The following is a 15,400-nucleotide window of genomic DNA, read 5'->3' as shown; positions in this document are numbered from 1 at the left end:
TCCCCTTAATTAGAAGCCATTTTATCAGGATCTGTACTCATGATATCAAACAATTGTGTACCTTGAGGAATCTTATTTTTAAAGGGAACGACAACGGAACCAGCTTTTATTAGTCCTGCCCCTTTTTCTGGATTGACTAAGTATTTTTCGAGTTCTTTTGACAAGCCTAAGAGTTGAACCAGTTCTTCTCTGTCATTTTTTGCTTGCTTGAGAAGAATCATAAATTCACTATTTGCAATAATCCGTCTACCATTTGGATCTAACAATAAGGTTTCAACATTTTGAGTTATTCCAGTCGGACTGGCTCCATATTTTCTGACACGACTCCACAATTTAAAGAAGAAATCACTGGCATATTTATCTAGTAAGAGAAGCTGCATTTCATCAAAATAAATCCAGGTCTTCTTCCCTAATTTTTGATTCCGAACGACACGATTCCATATCTGATCAAAAACAACCATAAGGGCAATTTGTTTCAGCTCATCTCCTAACTTTTTAACATTATAGATTAAGAAATTAGATCCTGTCTGAATATTGGTCTTATGAGAAAAAATATCAAGAGAACCTTCGACATACAGTTCCATATCAAGTGCCAAATTCTGCGCTTCTTCTTCTGGTTGTTGGCTCAAGACAAAGACCCATTCTTCCAAAGAAGGCTCTTTAAATGACTGATAGGTGAGTCTCGTAACTCGGTCGATAATCGATTTTTCTCTTCCATCCATTTTTCTATCCAATAACTTGCCGATAAAGGATAAAAGAAATTCTGATTTTACCTTTACAGGATCTTCATCCATATTTTCCTCAGACAAGTCAAGGACATTGAGATAAGTTTGGGAGTCGGGCGCAATATCAATCATTTCTCCACCAAAAGCTCGTCCAATGATACTGTATTCTGCTTCTGGATCCACGATGATAATTTCAGTATTTTCACCAGATTCCTTGATTTTGGTCGTGATAATTTCATGCTTGGTTGCCATCCCTTTCCCAGCTCCTGATGTTCCTAAAATCAGACCAGACGGTGTATTTAATAGGCTTCGATCAATGGTAATAATATTGCTTGAGATTTGATTGATACCATAATATTTCCCACTACGGTCTTGTAAGTCAACTGAAGTCCATGGAGAGTTCACTGCTATATTGGACGTTAATAAACTCCGTGATACGCCCTCTAAAAAATCACAACCAAATGGCAGCAAACTATTAAAGGCTGCTTCTTGCATATATGGAAGTTTATCAATCATTAGGTCATTTGAGCCGGCCACTTGTTGAATCGTGTCTAGAGCTTGTTTAAGTTCTTCTTCATCCTGACCAAAAACACCAATCAAAAAGACTGTTTGAAATAGTTTATCTCCTGTCTCTGTCATGGTTTTTAAGAGTTCTTCAGCTTCATCGATATTGCTTTCTAATACATGGCCTACTTTTTCTAAATAGATACCTGTACGGGCAAGTTTTTGTTGTTCCCCAATCTTTTGGGATTCCATCAAGGTCTTCTTTGTTCGTAGTTTCTTCATGGCATCTGCCTTGGTCGAACTTTGAGCATGAAGGCTCACTATCAATTCCAAATCTCCTTGCATGAGGTCTCGGATAAACTGATCACCTAATTCCATGCCGTAGTCTCTCACATAGACAATCTGCAATAAGCGGTCATTGATTTGTAGGTAATTCTTGTTTTTGAAATCTAAGAGATTAGGCGCTATGAAGTGACGAGTTGTCTGACCAGATCTCGTTAAATCACAGTAAGAAAAAGGAAGATGGTGTTCTCCTCTAAGCATATCGGCCAACAAGTTGACACGGTCTTCTCCAGCCAAGGATTCAAAGCGAGCATCAATTTCTGAGAAACCACTCTTGAAATATTCGCCAATTTGAGACAAGGAACGATAGGCTTGTTTTGGATTAGAATCCTTTCTACCAAAACTAATCAGTTTCACAGCTGAAAAGTTATTTTCACCACTGTCTAAATTCTGATTCATCATCCGATTCAATTCTTTACGATAGCTATCATATCCATCTTCTTTTACTTCATACAAAACACTTTGTCTGAATTTTTCTAAATTCAATCTTTTATTAAAGATAGTCAATTGGAAGTTGGTTTGGTCATCTAGGGAGTTAATCAAATCAGAATACTTCTCAATGATTGCCCCCTTATCTTCTAAACCAACGGTCTGGTAATTGACATCACCAAGTAAATAGCTTTGTGAGAAATAATCTTCTTTTACCTGCATCAGACCATTTTGATACAGGGCTTGATAGGAAAGGGTATTAGCCGTTGATGGTAACACTTCCTCTTTTTTCCCTTTAACTACTTCTTTCTGATTAGTCATTGAAGTTTTTTGTTTCTTTAATGTATTTGATTTTCTTTTCATGTTCAGATCCTTTCTTTCCTGTAATTGTGCGTAGGGGAACCGTTAATTCAAAATGAAGACGGTATTTCAAATAATGTTCAAAATATAAATCATTGGGTTTATAGACTCCAAAAAGCATGAGGGGGATGGTAAAAGCAAACACAAAACCGTAAACAAACCAATCTCCAAATTGCCAGAAAAAGAGATTCAAGCCCAAAACAATAATTGTGACAATAAAGGCTGGTAAAACAAAGATGATTTGTCTTGTGGTGAAACCTAACCAAGCCCTGTGTTGGTATTTTGAGATGTCTTTAAAGACACGTGTATTCATGACTTTCCTTTCTAAAAAGGCTAAGAAGCATTCACTTCCTAGCCTTTATCTAATTACATACCTAAGATGGAGCGAGCCGTACGTTGAGAACCAACGAGGGCAATAATCAGTAAGATAGCTTGTACCAAACTACCAAACATAATCGCAAGTGATTGCAAGACTCCTGCACCATTTGAAACAGCTATTTTCCCAGCAGATTCAAACAAAGGAACAAGAGAAACAATCAGAAAAATAAGAACCCCTTGTACCGCATAGACCATAATATTTTTTAAATAGCCAATACCAATAGACTTCCATTCATCACTTAAAAATGTTGGAATCGTAAGAGGGGCAAATGGAATCATAAGGTAGAGTTGAATAAATCGAATAGATACCAAAAGATTGACCATGGCTGCACTTACTATCCGAACAAGCCAAATGAGGAGGGCGAAAAATCCCACAATCATCCGGCCAATAAATCCTGACCCTTTTAATCCAGAGATGGTATCATACTTTGCCCCACCGTGAGCCACAATCGAGGCCACTTGTTCAATGGCGTGACTCGCAATCCCGATGATGGCTTCTACAATGACGGTAGTGTTGGTAATTACCACTGCGACCATAATATAACTAATCAACATCGGCGCTAATGCTTCAAAGGTCATCGCTCCACCAGAGTTAGCAATTTTCTTTGCCATCTTCGAAAATTCTAAGATGAGAACAACTGATAAAATCGCAACTCCAAGAGGCTGCATGACACTTTTAGTAATACTAGACATATAAGTCCAAACGGTTGGATTGTAGCTAGATAGAGATTTAATCAGATCTACCGTAGATTGTAAATCTACATTAAATCCTTCAAATAAATTTTCAGCTGATATTTTTTCAGATGCAAGGTAAACAAAGGGTGAGACTAAACTAAGATTCATGTCATTGTTTATCCTCCTAAATTGAAATCTGGGTTACAAAGGCTCCAGCAGCCCCGACCATAACACCACCGACAATTTCAAGAATGGCATTCCGAACACCTGGTCCACCATCTTTAATGTTAGTTGCAAGGTTGACAATCCCCACAACAACGAGAAAGGCACCAACCGCAATCAATCCCTTCTGTAACAAAGACATAGCTTGTGCAAACATAGCACTTGCGTCTACTCCATAAACAAAACCTTTAAAATGCGTAATCATCTATTTCCTCTTTTCTATTTTTATTTTAAACTAGATTCAAAAGTTAAATCACGAATTCTAAGGCCTTCAAGATGATTTTCTTGACTTTGATTCAAAGGATTGATCTGATAGTTCCACCACCGTTCATCAGTTTCTTGATTAGCTAGGTACTTCCAGTTTGGATGCTTGGTTGAATTGTATTTTTTGCTTTTAAAGACAGGCATATTGGCAATTCGGACCAAGCATTCATGCCGTTTCATATTTCCGACTTCATCAGGTGTCATTAAATCACGAGCAATCTTTTGATGAGAAAGGGATCCTGAACCTGTCTGACCAAAGGAACGACTAGTATTTCGAACATCAATGGTTTGTTTACCGAGTAAGCCACTCATAAATTTAAAGGTATCTTCATCATTCCCACCTAAGTAGACTAAGCTATCACAGTTCCCAAGAATGGTTTTCCAAGCTTCTTTTTCTTTATAAAGCCCTTGAAGTTGGGCAATATTTTGTAGAATAGGAACGAGACTCATATTTCGAGAACGGACTGTTGAGGTTTGTTCAGCAAAATCTGGGATTTCTCCGATATTTGCGAACTCATCTAAGTAAACTCTCACATGAAGAGGCAATTGACCCTTAAAATCAATATCTGCTTGTCTTGTTAGGGTTTGAAATACGGTTGAAAAAAAGAGGGCTGAAAGAAAGCGAAAGGTACTATCGTTATCTGGGATAACTAGGTAAACCATTGATTTTTCCTTGCCCCATGTCTTCATATCAAGGGTATCTCTTTTGGTCAAATCCATGACACTTTGAATATTGAAGAGGGCAAATTTAGCAGTGGTTACAGCTATAACAGAATCCAGAGTCTTATCCTTATAATTTTGAAAATCTGCCCAATTTCGCATGGTGAAATTTTCAGTTCCATACTTTTTAGCATAATTTTCAAATAGAATTTCTAAGACACTTTTTTCTTGGTTTTCACCCTTGGATAAGTGTTTAATGAGTTTTGAGATTTCAGCAAAACTTGGATAACGCCCTCTTTTTTTTCGCTCTTCCACTTCTTTTTTTTGACGTTTCAACAAGTTTTGATATTCCTTTTGACTTAAACGACTTTCTTCTATGAGCTGTTCTCTTGTTTTAGGTGGATTATAGAAATCGACCAAGTAAGAGGCTAAAGCTCGTACCAAAGTCATAGAAGCTTCATCCCAAAATGGGTCACTTCGGGAGCCAGAGCCTTTGGTGTTATTAAAATAAACCGTCAGCATGCGATTCAAATCATTTTCTGTCTCTATATAGCGAAAAGGATTGAAGCCATCTGAGTTCTTCATATTGACTAAATCTAACACCTTTACTTGGTAACCATGTTCTAAAAAGAGTTTGCCTGTTTTCTCGGCCAAGTGATCTTTAGGATCCACCACAATATTAGAACTATTCATCTGAATTAGATTGGGTTTCACAAAACGAAATGTCTTCCCACTTCCTGAACCTCCTATCACCGCAATATTCTTATTTCTATCATATTGGGGTGGTTTTTTATCTAATAATGACAAACGAACATCTTGTGCTAAGATCGTATCATGAGAAAATTCCTTACCGTAAAAGAGCTTCTTTTCTTTTAGAGTTCCAAAACGGGCGCTCCCGTATTCTACCCCTTCTCGGTATTGTTTTTTACCAGTCTCTAAATAGAGATAAACCAGCAACATCATCACAAAGCCTAGTAGAAAAAAAGCACTGGATTTTCCAGTAAAGGAAACATTCCATGGCGACTGAAGAACTTCATCTTGACCTTCCATCAGAAGATGAGTCCATTTATCTAATGTATTTCCAGTATAGGAATCATACAAAAGCGTCAAACGATGAAAAAGATAGCCTAGTAAGATACCTAACAGTGAGAATAGTAGGAATTTCTTTCCACTGTACATCATCTCACCATCTCTTTCTGTTTGACGGCTCCTTCTTGTCTAAAGGTAATTTGGGATTTAGCCTCATCAATTGCATCGTCTAATGACTTATCCATGGTAAAATCAGCTAATTTCTCTGGATCATTAACCATTTTTTCTAACAAATGGTCTAAATGATTGTCTAGAATCGAACGGTCTTTCGTGTAGAAATGTAGAGAATCCCCTTGCCAAGCGATGGCCAAAGGAATCTCTTCTTTTTCTAAAAAAGCTTTAAATTTCTCTATATCAATTGGTTTGTCTAAAAAATCTTTTTTCAGATTAATCGTATCAATCGAATAAGGAGATTGTAGCAATTCTTCTAATTTCTGCACCCCTATCTTATAGGCGGAATCCTGTGCCAAAGCCTGACGTCTAGACCATTCTAGAATCTTTAAGAGACTTTTGACAGTAAATAAAACACTACGCTCAGCATATTGAACTGCCATTCGTTCCTGCTGTTCAGAGGACATCTGATGCCTCCTTCTTCACAAATAGCAGCTTTCCTTCTTTATAACGATAAGCTATCAATTTCTGACGTTGTTTAATCGACTTGACAACCTGCAGTAGATCTCTCGAATAAGGTTCTCGAAGAGTAACTTCTACTGCTTTCCCATCAAAGATACCAACACGTTTAAATTCAATGTAGTCTTTTTTGAGATGTCCTAATCCCATACCAAAAGGAAAGTGATGAATCAATTGGATGGTACAACCACCTTTATTTCCCATTTGTTTCAAATCATACAAGTTTACTACCTTCATGATTAACTCCTTTATCTAGTTTGTCGCATCGTTTAAGTCTGGTAACGATAAACTCCGTGTCTGTTAGAAAATTCTCACACACGTCTTGTGCCAGTTGCCCTTCACAGGGAAATACTCTCAGTCCCTACTTACACAGGCACGCTAATCAAGACGGAGTGGATTCAATTTTCAAAGAACAGGTAGCTTTATTATAGATAAGAGTAGTTGAAATTTTTATCACATTTCTTATTTTTCTGTCGAGCTAAATTCATATTAATCAAAGAGTTTGAAATAAAAGACTAACATTATTACATAACGTTAGCATTTCATTTCCCTAAAACAAGCTAATTTGGTCTAAAAAAGCAGCAAACTATAAACTAGTAGGTTCCACACCAAATGTAGACCCATACTTCCCCATAAGTCAGATTTATAGCGCACCATCCCTAAAAAGATCCCAAGTGAAACATATAAACACCAAGCTAGAATGGTTCCTGGATGATGTACTAAGGCAAATAAAACACTTGTCAAAGCAACTCGAATATCTAATTTTATGACCAGATTCCATAAAATTTCTCGATACAGAAATTCTTCAACCATACTCGCATTGATTAAGAACAATAAAAATGAAAACCAAGGAACCTGATGTTGAAGGCCAATTAAGTTTGCTTGATTCGTGGTTCCTTGAGCATGAATCAGACTAAAACATAGACTTATAATCAGTAGGCTAACGAATCCAATACCAAGCCATTTCATCCTAGTTTTCATATTGACCTTGACCACTTGTTTTCGTTGGCCATACATCCATAAAAAAGAAATGAGCGACGCACAATAGAGAATCTGTAGTATGGTTAACTCACCAATACAAAGCAATTTCAGTAAGTATAGGGATACCAATAAGACATTTACTTGTTGGAATATATAAACTGGAATTATTCTTTTCATAGTTACCTCCGAAATAAATCTTCATAATCTAAATCTAATACCTGCACAATCCTTTCTACCCATGGACTTTGAGGCATTCGTTGTTCCATCTTGTAGTGGCGTATTTTTTGATACAAACGATTCAATTCACTTGGATAGTGAAACTCTCCCGCAAACATTTTTCTGGTTAACTCAATCCAGCTAATATTTCTTTCAGCCAAAATAATGGACAAGTTCTCCCAAAATCGTTCAGCCATATTGCTTCTCCTTTAACTAGATAAATAATGTGTTTGTGCCATGTAAATCAATTGTTTCGTATCTCTTGGCAATAGAGCTCTAGCCTCTTCCAAATTCAGATTTGGATAAACCCGCTTATTTGAAACCGCAAGAGGAAGCCTGATGCATAGTTCAGGATTTTTTAATATCATTTCAATGAAATCCGTTAATCTTAGATTGTCACGGTTCTTAAATCGTAATAAATTGGGAGATAGAAACTCAAAACAATCTGAAGAATAGCTCATCATCTCAATTAATTTATCCTTTGTCATTTCAGAAATCGAATGACAAGACACCTCGATGCCATACTTTTGAAAGAAATCCAAAAGAAGTTGATTTCTTTGGCTATTTTTACTTAGATAGAGATCAATCATGGGAGACCTCCCAAAGATTCGGTTCCATTTGATATTCTGAGACGATTAAGGAATCTAATGAATTTGAGAAGTTAATCGATTTCTTGTCTTCATCATAAGCTTTTACAGTTACTTGGGTTGTAAGTATTCCCTCTTCTCCCTCGGCTCGATAGCCTTGTCCATATAAAACAAAAACAAGATTTTGATGATCATCTACAAAGGCATCAACCCCATTCTTTATGTCTTGACTTTCAAGGAATTCCATAACGTTTTGAAGATAGGACTCGTAAAATAGTGGGTAGTTATGTTTTTTATGGTAATCATCTAAAAATGTTACTTCAAACTCACATGGATAATTGGGCATCAAAAATAATTGTTCATCCAGCTGTTTGATTTCTGCATCATGTAATTCTGTTTCTAATTCATCACAATCTAGTATTGATTCTTTATTTAATGCTTTCATCTTTTTCCTCTATTTCTTTTAATTTCTTTGCGATCGCGGCAATCACAGGAACGGTTACACTATTACCAGCTTGTTTATAGAGCTGACTATTACTAGAGACTTTTCTCGCAGCTTCAAAAGCCCAATCAGGAAAGCCCTGCAAGCGAAAACACTCTTTAGGAGTGATTCGTCGTATCCTCAGACGGTAAAATTGTCCATCTATCAAGACACCAGCTACATGATAAACTTGTTTATCTTCTCCTTCATAGCTACCCACTACTACTCCCATTTGACCACTAGTTGTTAACGTATTCGCTATACCTTTTCCAACTCTACCACGCCGATACTGAGAACTTGGTCTTTCCAAATTGATTGAATCTCCAATCTCTGCTTGAGCGTATCCTTTTTTAGTTGCTTCCCTGACTTTTAAAAATTGGATTGGTTCTGGAATCAGTATTTTGGGAATTTTATCTCCTCCTTGCATCGTAGTCAGTGTTGGAGATAAGCCCTCACTTCCATAGACGCGACCGGTCTCCTTAAAGCTAGTGGGTAAATCTCCAACAACGACAATGCCATGACGATCCTGAGTATTTAAAGTAAACATCGGCTCTTGATTTTCCTTAAAGCGTCTACCATTTTGTCTCTTGTCTAATCTGTCTGGTGTCATACAAGGAATCGCAATCTTAAATCCTTCTCCTTTCCCACGAACTAAGGTTGGCGCAAGACCTTCTGAATAATAAACTTTACCGCTCATTCCACTTTTTGATGGATTCAAATTTCCTAATGTTTTTAAAATCTCAGAGTTAGTTGCTTGACCTTCTCGTCTGAAAGGAAATAAGAGTCTGGTACCTTTCTTTCTAGAATGTCCGATAATAAACACCCTCTCTCTGTTTTGGGGAACGCCAAAATCCTTACTGTTAAGCACCTGCCACTCAACATCAAACCCCAACTCATCAAGTGTGGTAAGGATTGTGGTGAACGTCCGTCCCTTATCGTGATTGAGTAGGCCTTTAACATTTTCAAGAAAAAGAAAACGTGGTTGGATTTGTTTGGCCGCCCGAGCAATTTCAAAGAACAAAGTTCCTCTAGTATCTTCAAATCCCAATCGTCTTCCTGCGATTGAAAATGCTTGACAAGGGAATCCCCCACAGATGATATCGACTTTCCCTCTAAGTTTTTTAAATTCATCATCTGAAACATTTCGTATGTCATGAAATTCAATTTCTCCTTCCGTTTGAAAAATGGATTTATAAGATTCTCTAGCAAATTTATCAATCTCACAAAATCCAATACACTCGTGTCCAACACTTTCCATTCCTAGTCGAAAACCCCCGATACCTGAAAATAAATCAATAAATCTCATTTCTTTATCACCCCTTTCTTATCGACTACCATTGTCAAAACTGTCACTCCACTTGAAATGACAATAAGCATAACCAATATCCACTCGATTGGCGACATTTAACCACCTCCTTTTCTAACACGGTTATTCCAAACAGAATACAAGCCATTAAACACAAATTCAGCAAGTACTTCCGCTCGTCTAACAAAGCGAACATTGTCAAGAGCATACTGATAGATTCTCTCAAAATCAGTCATAGCAATTTCACTGGCTGTTTCAGAAAAACCTTCTCGTCTAAATTGATCTTGTACCAATCCCCAAATATAATCTCGATCATATTTTGTGACCTTTTCTACTTTTCTTTTCAAAATAGGTTGAGTATTCCTATTCTCCTCATCCTCAATAAATAAAGAATCAGTCTCACTATATTTAGTCTCACTAACTTCAGTCTCACTAGGGGCTGAATATGAGACGGGGGCCGTATCATTTTCAACCTGCCCTAGTGTTTTTTTAACACTAGGCCTGTTTGAATTACCTACTGGGGTAGAAGATAATTCCCCTAAATAAATCTTATTAGCTAGTCTTCCTTTCTCACTTGAAGACTGTTGGACTTCATCAATTAAGTCATATTCTTTAAGAATTTTTTTGATGGACAGTAATTTTGACTTCGAACAACCTAACAGCCTCATCAGTTTAGAATTAGAAAATACTAAATATACTGCTCCTTCATCATCTATCCAACCACGACTGAGAGATAATTCTAAACGATCTTTTAAAATAGAATAAGCCACCTTTACTTCTAGTTTCATATCCATATATTTCTCATCCTCAAAAAGAATTTTAGGTAATTTATAATACCGTTCTGAAGTTTGGTATTGATTTGCGGTAATTCGTTTCATAGCGCTCCTCCAAGCTCTTTGAGTATTAAATCTCCACTTGATTCCAAGCGAACCAAGCCACTTTTTTCTAATTCAGCCATAAGAGATATGGCCTCAACAATATCTATTCCCATTTCACGTACTAAAAATGAAATGACAATATAGCGTGATGATTGTAATTCTTTTGTCATTTTTCCTCCAGAAAATAAAAAAAGGAGAACAATATTCAACTGTTCTCCAAAATAATTTTATTAAAAAGAAAAACCCTGCCAAATTAATTTTTGGTAGGGTTTTTGGTAGGAAACTAAATTAATTTATCAGTTTCTAAAATGTGTTCACGATTCTAAAAGGCTGATACTATAGTATTCCGAATTCTAATTGGTATATGCCTCTTATTTAAGAGTAACTGAAGCTCCAGCTTCTTCCAATTTAGCTTTGATTTCTTCAGCTTCTGCAGTTGGAACGCCTTCTTTGATGACACCTGGTGCACCATCAACAAGTTCTTTAGCTTCTTTAAGTCCAAGACCAGTGATTTCACGTACAACTTTGATAACGCCAACTTTTTTGTCACCAGCAGCTGTCAACTCAACGTCAAATGAGTCTTTAGCAGCACCAGCGTCAGCAGCACCAGCTGCAGCAACAGCTACAGGAGCAGCTGCAGTTACACCAAATTCTTCTTCGATAGCTTTTACAAGGTCGTTCAATTCAAGGATTGAAGCTTCTTTAATTTCAGCAATAATGTTTTCAATGTTCAATGCCATTGTTATTTCCTCCAAATAAGTTTTTAATTTTATAATAGTTTTTTCGTAGCTAAGCTACGCTGCGTAGCTTAAGATTAAGCTGCGTCTTCTTTGTTGTCTGCAACCGCTTTGACTGCAAGAGCAACGTTGCGCACTGGCGCTTGAAGTACAGAAAGGAGCATAGAAAGAAGTCCTTCGCGGTTTGGAAGAGTTGCAAGTGCAAGAATCTCTTCTTTTGATGCGACAGCGCCTTCGATTGCACCACCTTTGATTTCAAGTGCTTCAGCGTTTTTAGCAAAATCGTTCAAGATTTTCGCTGGTGCGATAACATCTTCGTTAGAAAATGCTACTGCAGATGGTCCAACAAATACTGATGCAAGATCTTCAAGACCAGCTTTTTCAGCTGCACGACGCAAGATTGAGTTTTTAATGACTTTATACTCAACTTCGCTTCCACGAAGCTCACGACGAAGAACTGTATCTTGCTCAACTGTCAAACCACGAGCGTCTACAACGACGATAGATGCAGCAGCTTTCATTTTTTCAGCTACTACGTCAACTAGTTCCGCTTTTTTAGCAATAATTGCTTCACTCATTAGTGTGTTCACCTCCGTAATTATTTTGCTTGGGGAATTTTTCCAAAAGAAAAACGCGCCCAAACCTAGACACGAAAGTACAATACGCTTCTTTTTACATGATACGTTTTGTCCTCGGTAGGATCTTTATGAGTCGAGCTCCCCTACTGTCTTAGGCAGTTTTTTCAAACCGTATATAAGTATAGCATAGACAAAAAAAGAATGCAAGATTTTTGCAAACTTTTTTTAAATTTTTTTAAATCTCTACTGTCAAAACTTTGCCTTGCTTAACCACCTGTTCTCCAGCGATATAAACATCATCAACATCACTGGATTTGACAGCATAAACCAGATGAGAGAGCATATTTTTCTGAGGTTGAAGATGGATTTTTCCTTGTGCTTGAATGACCAGAAAATCCGCTTGCTTGCCAACTTCTAGGCTTCCTATCTGCTTTTCCATTCCTAGAACCTTAGCTCCTTCGATCGTCAGTGCCTTAAGGGCTGTTTCGATAGGAAATTGGCTGGCATCTCCACTTTTCATCTTTTGAAGAAGGGCCGCTGTCCGTCCTTCCTCAAACATATCTAGATTATTATTGGAAGCAACCGAGTCTGTCGCAATCCCCACTGCTACTCCTGCTTTTTGCAGTTGGATGATGGGAGCGATTCCTGAGGCCAGTTTGAGGTTACTAATAGGATTGTGGGCAATAGCCACATGAGAAGTCGCCAAGCGTTCAATTTCTCTCTCATTTAATTCGACCCCATGAGCAAAGACAGACGGATGATCTAAGTAACCTAGTTCTTCTAGAAATGCGAGGGGGCGTTTGCCGTATCGTTTCAGGATAATTCCTGATTCCTCCTGGGTCTCCGCCATATGGATATGGATAGGAATGGCCAGCTCTTTTGCCATTTCTAAACTTTCTTCTAGTAAATCTTTACTACAGCTATAGGGAGAATGAGGAGCTACCATAGCCTTGAAATTTGGATTTTCATATCCTAAGATTTCCTCTATGATGGCTCGTGTTCTGCTTATAGTCTCAGCAGTTGTTTCTGCCTCTGAAGAAAAGAGGGTCGGTGAGAAATAACAACGCATCTTAGATGCCTTAACTGCCTGATAAATTTGCTCAATATCCACACCATTGGGATTATACATATCGTTGAAGGTTGTTGTTCCTGACTGGAGCATCTCTGTCAGAGCTTCTTTGACTGCCTTGGTAGTCATATCGGGAGTAAATCCTGCTTCTGCTGGCCAGATATAGTCATTGAGCCATTCGTGGAGATTACTATCATCCCGGATCCCTCGCAAACCTGTCATAGCAGAATGGGTATGGCAATTAACCAAACCAGGCATAATCCAGGCTCCCTGATAGTCTATAATCTGCTCAGCTTGCTCTAAAATCTCTGGCTCCTCTTGGTCGACATAGACGATTTGAGAGTCCTTAACGGCTAAGATACCATCCAAATAAACATGGAAATCTTTGTCACAAGTCACGATATTTACATGCTGATAGACTTTCATTCTAGGCTCCTTTTCTATAAGACAATTTACAGTGAATAATTTTTCTAGCTATTGTAACAAAAAAGTCACCCGAAGGCAACTTTTTTCGTTCATAAGATTTCAAAATAGAAAGGATTATTCCGAGCTAAAAGCTGAAGCTTTTTGCATTTGGTAATACTTGCCCTTTCTAGCCATGAGATCATGATGATTGCCATACTCAACAATATCACCATCTACCAAAACTAGAATCAAATCCGCATCCTGAATGGTTGACAAACGGTGAGCAATGATAAAGCTTGTGCGCCCCTTCATGAGTTTGGCAAAGGCATCCTGTACTAGCACCTCTGTCCGTGTATCGATGGAAGAAGTCGCTTCGTCTAAGATAAGAATCTTTGGGATAGCTAGAAAGACTCGGGCGATGGTCAAGAGCTGGGCTTGCCCAACAGAGAGAGATTCTCCTGCATTTTCCAACTTGCTATCGTATCCCTGAGGCAATTGTTGGATGAAAAAGTCTGCATTGGCTGCTTTTGCGGCAGCAATCACCTGCTCCCTACTGGCATCAGGATTTCCAAAGGCAATATTGTCATGAATGGTCCCTTGCTTGAGCCAGGTTTCTTGGAGCACCATGCCAAACTGCTGTCTCAATGAAGCTCGGGTATAATCATAAATGGATTGCCCATCTAGCAAGATATCTCCCGAGTTAATAGGATAAAAACGCATGAGGAGATTGATGAGAGTTGACTTACCAGCACCTGTCGGACCAACGATGGCTACCTTGATACCAGCTGGGATATCGATAGACAAATCCTTAATCAAGATCCTTTCAGGATTGTATCCAAAAGAAACATGCTTAAAGGAAATGGCTCCCTTGACTTGGTCACTGGTCAAGACTTCCTTACCTGTTTCAGCCACCTCTGGACTTTCTAAGACAGCATAGACGCGCTCTGCGCAAGCAAGAGCACTTTGCAACTCGGCTAGTACTGAAGAAATATCGTTAAAGGGCTTGGTGTACTGTTGGACATAGTTCAAAAAAGTCACTAAACGCCCAATAGTCAAGGTGGATCCCATCATGATACGATAGGCCCCTACTCCAGCTAGAAGGGCATAAATGAGCGAATTTACAAATCGAGTTGAAGGATTGACCGTTGAAGAATAAAAGATAGCTGACTGAGAATAGTCTGCGTAGTTGGCATTCGCCTCGTGCAGTCTTTGGATAAATTCTGTCTGAGCATTGAAAGACTGGATAATAGTTTGCTGGCTCAACGATTCTTCAATCAACTGAGTCTGAATCCCCCTTGTCTCTGTTTGCTTCTGAAAGAGATGATAAGATTTCTTGGCAATAAAGCGTGAAATCACCATGGACAGTGGCGTCAACAGCAAGACCAAGAGGGTCATAAAGAGGTGGATTTGAAGCATGGCTAGAATACTAACCAAAATCATCAAAACGCCAATGAAAAATTGATTGAAAATCATGGTCAAGCCGGCTGCCAGCTGTTCTATGTCTGTGGTCACACGACTAACCATCTCTCCACTGCCTTGCCGATCCACAAAAGCAATCGGTAACCGATGGAGCATATGAATGATTCGCTCCCGCAAGTCTCTGGTATAAGAGAAGATTAGACGATTATAAAGAAGAGGATTGGCCCATTGTACCAGAGTATTTCCTATGACTACCAAGATCATCTGAATGAAAATCTGCCAAAAAACTGGTGAAGAATCAGCTACTAGGACCTGGTCAATGACCTGCCCAATCAAGATAGGTAGGTAGATCGATAAAGCAACTTGGGCAATAGTTCCTAGAAAGACTAGGAAAAGGAGGAAGGGATGGCTTGCTAAATCTATGGCCAAACGTTTGAGCGTCTGGTTGGCGGTTTGTCGTTTCAT

Annotated in this window: 18 protein-coding genes and 1 other annotated feature; all 18 genes read right to left on the bottom strand. The window is 38.3% G+C overall.

Going from position 1 to position 15,400, the window contains the following annotated elements; translation table 11 throughout:
• Positions 1 to 5: 5 nt before the first annotated feature.
• The 18 genes from TZ92_RS05030 to TZ92_RS04950 all read right to left on the bottom strand — a co-directional run bounded on the left by TZ92_RS05030 (position 6) and on the right by TZ92_RS04950 (position 15,400).
• Positions 6 to 2,363, bottom strand: a complete 2,358-nt coding sequence (locus TZ92_RS05030) for a VirB4-like conjugal transfer ATPase, CD1110 family (protein WP_198921665.1) — start codon at positions 2,361 to 2,363, stop codon at positions 6 to 8.
• A complete protein-coding gene (locus tag TZ92_RS05025; protein WP_001097591.1) occupies positions 2,314 to 2,673 on the bottom strand; it encodes a PrgI family protein in 360 nt (119 codons plus the stop codon). Before TZ92_RS05025 ends, TZ92_RS05030 begins: the two co-directional genes overlap by 50 nt.
• Positions 2,674 to 2,726: 53 nt before the next feature.
• Complete coding sequence (locus TZ92_RS05020; protein WP_001054257.1) at positions 2,727 to 3,581, bottom strand: VirB6/TrbL-like conjugal transfer protein, CD1112 family; 855 nt, start codon at positions 3,579 to 3,581, stop codon at positions 2,727 to 2,729.
• 16 nt (positions 3,582 to 3,597) lie between these two features.
• The gene (locus TZ92_RS05015) at positions 3,598 to 3,840 is read right to left on the bottom strand and encodes a hypothetical protein (RefSeq protein WP_000627865.1); all 243 of its coding nucleotides are present in this window, start codon (positions 3,838 to 3,840) and stop codon (positions 3,598 to 3,600) included.
• Between the two features lie 20 nt (positions 3,841 to 3,860).
• Positions 3,861 to 5,738 (bottom strand): VirD4-like conjugal transfer protein, CD1115 family, encoded by a 1,878-nt coding sequence (locus tag TZ92_RS05010; protein ID WP_045595025.1) that lies wholly within the window; start codon positions 5,736 to 5,738, stop codon positions 3,861 to 3,863.
• A complete protein-coding gene (locus TZ92_RS05005; RefSeq protein WP_033629528.1) occupies positions 5,738 to 6,226 on the bottom strand; it encodes a hypothetical protein in 489 nt (162 codons plus the stop codon). Before TZ92_RS05005 ends, TZ92_RS05010 begins: the two co-directional genes overlap by 1 nt.
• Positions 6,216 to 6,515 (bottom strand): hypothetical protein, encoded by a 300-nt coding sequence (locus TZ92_RS05000; protein WP_000869753.1) that lies wholly within the window; start codon positions 6,513 to 6,515, stop codon positions 6,216 to 6,218. The genes TZ92_RS05005 and TZ92_RS05000 overlap by 11 nt, the downstream gene beginning before the upstream one ends.
• Before the next feature lie 333 nt (positions 6,516 to 6,848).
• A complete protein-coding gene (locus TZ92_RS04995) occupies positions 6,849 to 7,436 on the bottom strand; it encodes a CPBP family intramembrane glutamic endopeptidase (protein WP_033629527.1) in 588 nt (195 codons plus the stop codon).
• A gap of 2 nt (positions 7,437 to 7,438) precedes the next feature.
• A complete protein-coding gene (locus TZ92_RS04990; RefSeq protein ID WP_000840776.1) occupies positions 7,439 to 7,672 on the bottom strand; it encodes a hypothetical protein in 234 nt (77 codons plus the stop codon).
• Between the two features lie 12 nt (positions 7,673 to 7,684).
• Positions 7,685 to 8,065: a thioredoxin domain-containing protein gene (locus TZ92_RS04985; RefSeq protein ID WP_000566534.1), complete on the bottom strand. Its 381-nt coding sequence runs from the start codon at positions 8,063 to 8,065 to the stop codon at positions 7,685 to 7,687.
• Positions 8,058 to 8,507 carry a hypothetical protein gene (locus tag TZ92_RS04980; RefSeq protein WP_003042047.1) on the bottom strand — a complete coding sequence of 150 codons (450 nt, stop codon included), beginning with the start codon at positions 8,505 to 8,507 and terminating at the stop codon, positions 8,058 to 8,060. The genes TZ92_RS04985 and TZ92_RS04980 overlap by 8 nt, the downstream gene beginning before the upstream one ends.
• On the bottom strand, positions 8,491 to 9,849 hold the full coding sequence (gene dcm / locus TZ92_RS04975; RefSeq protein ID WP_033629526.1) for a DNA (cytosine-5-)-methyltransferase: 1,359 nt from the start codon (positions 9,847 to 9,849) through the stop codon (positions 8,491 to 8,493). Before dcm ends, TZ92_RS04980 begins: the two co-directional genes overlap by 17 nt.
• A gap of 98 nt (positions 9,850 to 9,947) precedes the next feature.
• Entirely contained in the window at positions 9,948 to 10,727 is a 780-nt protein-coding gene (locus tag TZ92_RS04970) for a replication initiator protein A (protein WP_033629525.1), read from the bottom strand.
• Entirely contained in the window at positions 10,724 to 10,897 is a 174-nt protein-coding gene (locus TZ92_RS09835; RefSeq protein WP_000159607.1) for a hypothetical protein, read from the bottom strand. The genes TZ92_RS04970 and TZ92_RS09835 overlap by 4 nt, the downstream gene beginning before the upstream one ends.
• A gap of 201 nt (positions 10,898 to 11,098) precedes the next feature.
• A complete protein-coding gene (gene rplL, locus TZ92_RS04965) occupies positions 11,099 to 11,467 on the bottom strand; it encodes a 50S ribosomal protein L7/L12 (protein ID WP_001196964.1) in 369 nt (122 codons plus the stop codon).
• Between the two features lie 74 nt (positions 11,468 to 11,541).
• The gene (gene rplJ / locus TZ92_RS04960) at positions 11,542 to 12,042 is read right to left on the bottom strand and encodes a 50S ribosomal protein L10 (protein ID WP_001287273.1); all 501 of its coding nucleotides are present in this window, start codon (positions 12,040 to 12,042) and stop codon (positions 11,542 to 11,544) included.
• Positions 12,043 to 12,080: 38 nt separating this feature from the next.
• Positions 12,081 to 12,216: a sequence feature (ribosomal protein L10 leader region), on the bottom strand.
• Positions 12,217 to 12,277: 61 nt separating this feature from the next.
• A complete protein-coding gene (locus TZ92_RS04955) occupies positions 12,278 to 13,537 on the bottom strand; it encodes a TRZ/ATZ family protein (protein ID WP_033629524.1) in 1,260 nt (419 codons plus the stop codon).
• 114 nt (positions 13,538 to 13,651) lie between these two features.
• A complete protein-coding gene (locus TZ92_RS04950) occupies positions 13,652 to 15,400 on the bottom strand; it encodes an ABC transporter ATP-binding protein (protein WP_033629523.1) in 1,749 nt (582 codons plus the stop codon).

Origin of the sequence: Streptococcus oralis subsp. oralis (genome assembly GCF_000960035.1) — a bacterium.
Taxonomy (GTDB): domain Bacteria; phylum Bacillota; class Bacilli; order Lactobacillales; family Streptococcaceae; genus Streptococcus; species Streptococcus oralis_G.
Note: the sequence above shows the minus strand (reverse complement) of the source record. Positions and strands in the feature narration are given on the sequence as shown.

Excerpts from the sequence above, each read along its gene's own strand:
- TZ92_RS05025 (WP_001097591.1), bottom strand. The coding sequence starts at position 2,673 with ATGAATACACGTGTCTTTAAAGACATCTCAAAATACCAACACAGGGCT.
- TZ92_RS05030 (WP_198921665.1), bottom strand. The coding sequence starts at position 2,363 with ATGAAAAGAAAATCAAATACATTAAAGAAACAAAAAACTTCAATGACT.
- TZ92_RS04985 (WP_000566534.1), bottom strand. The coding sequence starts at position 8,065 with ATGATTGATCTCTATCTAAGTAAAAATAGCCAAAGAAATCAACTTCTT.
- TZ92_RS05005 (WP_033629528.1), bottom strand. The coding sequence starts at position 6,226 with ATGTCCTCTGAACAGCAGGAACGAATGGCAGTTCAATATGCTGAGCGT.
- TZ92_RS04980 (WP_003042047.1), bottom strand. The coding sequence starts at position 8,507 with ATGAAAGCATTAAATAAAGAATCAATACTAGATTGTGATGAATTAGAA.
- TZ92_RS04950 (WP_033629523.1), bottom strand. The coding sequence starts at position 15,400 with ATGAAACGACAAACCGCCAACCAGACGCTCAAACGTTTGGCCATAGAT.
- TZ92_RS05010 (WP_045595025.1), bottom strand. The coding sequence starts at position 5,738 with ATGTACAGTGGAAAGAAATTCCTACTATTCTCACTGTTAGGTATCTTA.
- TZ92_RS04995 (WP_033629527.1), bottom strand. The coding sequence starts at position 7,436 with ATGAAAAGAATAATTCCAGTTTATATATTCCAACAAGTAAATGTCTTA.
- TZ92_RS04955 (WP_033629524.1), bottom strand. The coding sequence starts at position 13,537 with ATGAAAGTCTATCAGCATGTAAATATCGTGACTTGTGACAAAGATTTC.
- TZ92_RS05000 (WP_000869753.1), bottom strand. The coding sequence starts at position 6,515 with ATGAAGGTAGTAAACTTGTATGATTTGAAACAAATGGGAAATAAAGGT.
- TZ92_RS05015 (WP_000627865.1), bottom strand. The coding sequence starts at position 3,840 with ATGATTACGCATTTTAAAGGTTTTGTTTATGGAGTAGACGCAAGTGCT.
- rplL (WP_001196964.1), bottom strand. The coding sequence starts at position 11,467 with ATGGCATTGAACATTGAAAACATTATTGCTGAAATTAAAGAAGCTTCA.
- rplJ (WP_001287273.1), bottom strand. The coding sequence starts at position 12,042 with ATGAGTGAAGCAATTATTGCTAAAAAAGCGGAACTAGTTGACGTAGTA.
- dcm (WP_033629526.1), bottom strand. The coding sequence starts at position 9,849 with ATGAGATTTATTGATTTATTTTCAGGTATCGGGGGTTTTCGACTAGGA.
- TZ92_RS09835 (WP_000159607.1), bottom strand. The coding sequence starts at position 10,897 with ATGACAAAAGAATTACAATCATCACGCTATATTGTCATTTCATTTTTA.
- TZ92_RS04990 (WP_000840776.1), bottom strand. The coding sequence starts at position 7,672 with ATGGCTGAACGATTTTGGGAGAACTTGTCCATTATTTTGGCTGAAAGA.
- TZ92_RS05020 (WP_001054257.1), bottom strand. The coding sequence starts at position 3,581 with ATGAATCTTAGTTTAGTCTCACCCTTTGTTTACCTTGCATCTGAAAAA.
- TZ92_RS04970 (WP_033629525.1), bottom strand. The coding sequence starts at position 10,727 with ATGAAACGAATTACCGCAAATCAATACCAAACTTCAGAACGGTATTAT.